6 protein-coding genes are annotated in these 4,226 nt (G+C 73.0%); 4 read left to right on the top strand and 2 right to left on the bottom strand.

Features of this window, described 5'->3' with window-relative positions; genetic code table 11:
- Both STRAU_RS30620 and STRAU_RS30625 read left to right on the top strand, forming a co-directional pair.
- Positions 1-717, top strand: a 717-nt coding sequence (locus STRAU_RS30620) for an MFS transporter (RefSeq protein ID WP_158692166.1), incomplete at its 5' end; no start/stop codon positions are given.
- 110 nt (positions 718-827) lie between these two features.
- Positions 828-1,559 (top strand): maleylpyruvate isomerase family mycothiol-dependent enzyme, encoded by a 732-nt coding sequence (locus STRAU_RS30625; protein ID WP_016644298.1) that lies wholly within the window; start codon positions 828-830, stop codon positions 1,557-1,559.
- A gap of 87 nt (positions 1,560-1,646) precedes the next feature.
- On the opposite strand, the gene STRAU_RS30630 is transcribed toward STRAU_RS30625, so the two are convergent.
- Complete coding sequence (locus STRAU_RS30630) at positions 1,647-2,060, bottom strand: MarR family winged helix-turn-helix transcriptional regulator (RefSeq protein WP_016644299.1); 414 nt, start codon at positions 2,058-2,060, stop codon at positions 1,647-1,649.
- 86 nt (positions 2,061-2,146) lie between these two features.
- Between STRAU_RS30630 and STRAU_RS30635 the strand changes: the two genes are divergently transcribed.
- Positions 2,147-3,670 carry an MFS transporter gene (locus tag STRAU_RS30635; protein ID WP_016644300.1) on the top strand — a complete coding sequence of 508 codons (1,524 nt, stop codon included), beginning with the start codon at positions 2,147-2,149 and terminating at the stop codon, positions 3,668-3,670.
- Positions 3,671-3,810: 140 nt separating this feature from the next.
- Positions 3,811-4,134, top strand: a complete 324-nt coding sequence (locus tag STRAU_RS30640) for a DUF6332 family protein (protein WP_016644301.1) — start codon at positions 3,811-3,813, stop codon at positions 4,132-4,134.
- Here STRAU_RS30640 and STRAU_RS30645 read toward each other — a convergent pair.
- A partial coding sequence (locus STRAU_RS30645) for a LuxR C-terminal-related transcriptional regulator (protein ID WP_037662988.1) occupies positions 4,095-4,226 on the bottom strand: 132 nt, incomplete at its 5' end. The genes STRAU_RS30640 and STRAU_RS30645 overlap by 40 nt on opposite strands.

A 4,226-nucleotide genomic window follows, 5' to 3' on the forward strand; every position in this document is an offset into this window, starting at 1 on the left:
CCCGCCGACGACGCCGGGGCCGTCCGGTCCGGCGCCCGGGCGCCGCGCCGCACCGGCCGCGGCACTCGCGGGCTCGTGCTGGTCTTCGGCCTGGTCGCGCTGTGCACGGCGTACGGCGAGGGGGCGCTCGCCGACTGGGGCGCGCTGCACCTGGAGCAGGATCTGCACGCCCATCCGGGCATCGCGGCCGCGGGCTACTCCTGCTTCGCGTTCGCCATGACGATCGGCCGCCTCTCCGGTACGGCCCTCCTCGAACGGCTCGGCCGCACGCGCACCGTCGTCGGCGGCGGGATCCTGGCGGCGGCCGGGATGCTCCTGGGCGCGCTCGCCCCGTCGGTCGGCGTCGCCCTCGCCGGATTCGCCGTCACCGGGCTCGGGCTCGCGAACATCTTCCCGGTCGCGATCGAGCGCGCCGGGGCCCTCGCCGGCCCCAGCGGCGTGGCCACCGCGTCCACGCTCGGCTACGGCGGCATGCTGCTCGGGCCGCCCGCGATCGGGTTCATGGCGGACTGGTTCTCGCTGCCGGTGGCCCTGACCAGCGTGGCCGCGCTCGCGGCGGTGGCGGCGTGCATCGGCGCCGCGACGGGTCGCACGTCGTCGGAGGGTGAACAGCCGACGCAAGGTGAACGACCGACGGAGGGCGAACGGCCAACGGCGGACGGTCAGTCCGGGCACGCCCGCGCACGCGACACCGGTGCCACGACGCCAACGTGCTGAGCCCGCGCGCGTCTTCGGAGCGTGGGTCGTGACGACCGCAACGGCCCGCCACCGGGCAAGCGCGAAAAACCGACGCGCCGGGAACCGGCGTCGTCCTGCACAATCGCCGCATGGAGACTGCCGAGTACATCGAAATCCTGGACCGCGAAGGCACGTTGACGGCGGACGCCGCCGAGGAGGCCGGGCTCGACGCGGCCGTGCCCACCTGCCCCGGCTGGCAGGTGCGTGATCTGCTGCGGCACACCGGCATGGTGCACCGCTGGGCCGCCGGATTCATCGCGGACGCCCAGCCCACGTTCCGCCCCTGGCAGGAACCGGGCGAGCTGGACGGCGCCGCGCTCATCGGCTGGTTCCGGGAGGGCCACGCCCACCTCGTCGCCACGCTGCGCGGCGCGCCCGCCGACGTACAGTGCTGGACGTTCCTGCCCGCGCCCTCGCCCCTCGCGTTCTGGGCGCGGCGGCAGGCGAACGAGACGACGATCCACCGCGTCGACGCCGAGTCCGCGCGCGGCGGTAGCACGTCACCGGTGAGCACGCCGTTCGCGGTGGACGGGATCGACGAACTGCTGCGCGGCTTCCACGCGCGCGCCAAGAGCCGGGTGCGTACGGAGAAGCCGCAGGTGCTGCGCGTGCGGGCCACGGACGCGGACGGCACCTGGACGGTGCGTCTGTCCGCCGACGTCCCGGTCACCGAGACCGGCGACACGGCACCCGCCGACTGCGAGGTCGCGGGCCAGGCCGCGTACCTCTATCTGGCCCTGTGGAACCGGCTGCCGTTCCCCCAGGTCACGGGCGACGCCACGCTGGCGGCGCTGTGGCGCGAGCAGTCGGCGGTGGGCTGAGGGACGGCGCGCGGAGCCGTCAGAGCAGGTCGGACCGTACGTCCAGCGGGTGTCGCGCGCGACCGGGATTCTCCCGCGGCCGGGCGGTCAGCCGGCCAGCATCCGCGCGAGCACCGCCCGCTGCACCGGCCGTGCCTCGGCGTGCACCCGGTGGCCCTTGTCGGTCAGGCAGACCCGCACCCCGCGGCGGTCCTCGCTGCACATGCCGCGCTCCACCAGGCCGTCCTTCTCCAGGCGGCCGATGAGGCGGGAGAGGGCGCTCTGGCTCAGGTGCACCTGGCAGGCGATCTCCTGGACGCGGAAGGCGTCACTGCCGTCCTCCGCGCCGCCCGCGGCGAGCACGTCGAGCACCTCGAAATCACTGGCACCCAGGCCGTGTTCGTGCAGCTCGCGGTCGAGTTCGCACTGGGTGCGCGCGTGCACCGCGAGGATGTCCCGCCACTGGTTCACGAGCCCCTGCTCGGCGTCAGTCGCCGCCGGCCCGGCCTTGGTCGCCGCCATGCACGCACGGTAGCAAAGTTCGCGCTTTATTGCACGTGAATTAAATGCGCTTGCATTCAATGCATGCGCATGGAACTCTGCTCCGCATGACTTCTCCGCTCCCTGCTGCCTCCGCGTCCCCGGAGCGCTGGACCCCGCGTCTGTGGGGCACGCTGCTCGTGCTGTGCGCAGCGATGTTCCTGGACGCGCTCGACGTGTCGATGGTCGGCGTGGCCCTGCCCTCCATCGGCTCCGAACTCGACCTGTCCACCTCGTCCCTGCAGTGGGTGGTCAGCGGCTACATCCTTGGATACGGCGGCCTGCTGCTGCTCGGCGGCCGGGCGGCCGACCTGCTCGGCCGGCGCGAGGTGTTCCTGATCGCGCTGGCCGTCTTCGCCCTGACCTCACTGCTCGGCGGCCTCGTCGACTCCGGCCCGCTGCTGATCGCCAGCCGCTTCGTGAAGGGCCTGAGCGCCGCGTTCACGGCGCCCGCGGGCCTGTCCATCATCACCACGACATTCGCCGAGGGCCCGGTCCGCAACCGCGCCCTGTCCATCTACACCACCTGCGCCGCCACCGGCTTCTCCCTCGGCCTGGTGCTGTCCGGCGTGCTCACCGAGGTGAGCTGGCGGCTCACCATGCTGCTGCCCGCCCCGATCGCCGTGATCGCCCTCGTCGCCGGGCTCAAGCTGATCCCGCGCTCGCCGCGCGAGAAGAACCGCGGCGGGTACGACGTGCCGGGCGCCGTCACCGGCACGGCGTCGATGCTGCTGCTCGTGTTCACCGTCGTGCAGGCCCCCGAGGTCGGCTGGGCCTCCGCCCGCACGCTGCTGTCCTTCCTGGCCGTGGCCGTGCTGCTGGCCGTGTTCGTCGCCATCGAGCTGCGCACCGCCAGCCCGCTCATCCGCCTCGGCGTCCTGCGCTCCGGGCCGCAGATCCGGGCCCAGCTCGGCGCGGTGACGTTCTTCGGTGGCTATGTGTCGTTCCAGTTCATCGCCACGCAGTACCTGCAGTCGCTGCTCGGCTGGTCCGCCCTGGAGACGGCGCTCGCCTTCCTGCCCGCGGGCGTGATCGTCGCCCTTTCGGCCACGAAGATCGCCGGTGTCATCGACCGGTTCGGCACGACACGCGTGATCGTGACGGGCTTCGCGCTGCTCGTGGTGTCGTACGCGCTGTTCCTGCGGATCGACCTGACGCCCACGTACGTCGCGGTCATCCTGCCGTCCATGGTGCTGCTCGGCGTCGCCTGCGCCCTGGTCTTCCCCTCGCTCAACATCCAGGCCACCAACGGCGTGGACGACCACGAGCAGGGCATGGTCTCGGGCCTGCTCAACACCTCGATCCAGGTGGGCGGCGCGGTGATCCTCGCGATCACCACCGCCGTCATCACGGCCTCCGACCACGGCTCCGCCGAGGGCGCCGCCTCGCCGCAGGAGGTCCTCGACAGCTACCGGCCCGGCCTGGTCCTCGTGACGGTGTTCGCGCTCGCGGGCCTGCTCATCAACCTCACCGGGCTGCGGGCGCGGCGCAGGCAGCGGACCGTCGTCGTCGCCAAGTCGACGGCCCCGACGGCCCCGACGGCGCCCCGCGAGACGGCTCCGGCGGACGAGCGGGTGACCGTGGGCGACTGACCGTCGCCACGCGGGCCGTCGCCCGCCGTCCCCCGCACACCGCGTACGTACGCGAGCCGGATGCCCGGCGGGTTCCTTGCCCGCCGGGCATCCGGCTGTGACACTCGCCGGAGGAACATCACGGGGAAACGGGCGGAAACATGACGAGGACGACGGGGCAGGGGCGGCGCAGTCAGGCCGAGCGGGACGCCATGACGGTGGAGATCGGGTACGCGCTCGTGAGCGCGACCGTCGTGGCGGTCGCCGTGATCGGCGCGATGGTGGCGGGACCGGTGATCGCCTTCGACCTCTCGGCGGGCACCGAACGCGTACTTCTCGTCATCGGCTGCACGCTCGCGGCGGTCGCCTTCGTCGTACGCCTCGTCACCGTGCTCTGGCGCTTCAACGCGCGCGAACAGACCGGCCGGAGGCAGCCGCGCTCCGCTCAGCCGAGCCAGCCCGGCCGCACGAGGCCCGACTCGTAGGCCAGGACGACCAGTTGGGCGCGGTCGCGGGCGCCCAGCTTCACCATCGTGCGGCTCACGTGCGTCTTGGCGGTGAGCGGGCTGACGACGAG

It is taken from the genome of Streptomyces aurantiacus JA 4570, assembly GCF_000414115.1.
Classification (GTDB): Bacteria; Actinomycetota; Actinomycetes; order Streptomycetales; family Streptomycetaceae; genus Streptomyces; species Streptomyces aurantiacus_A.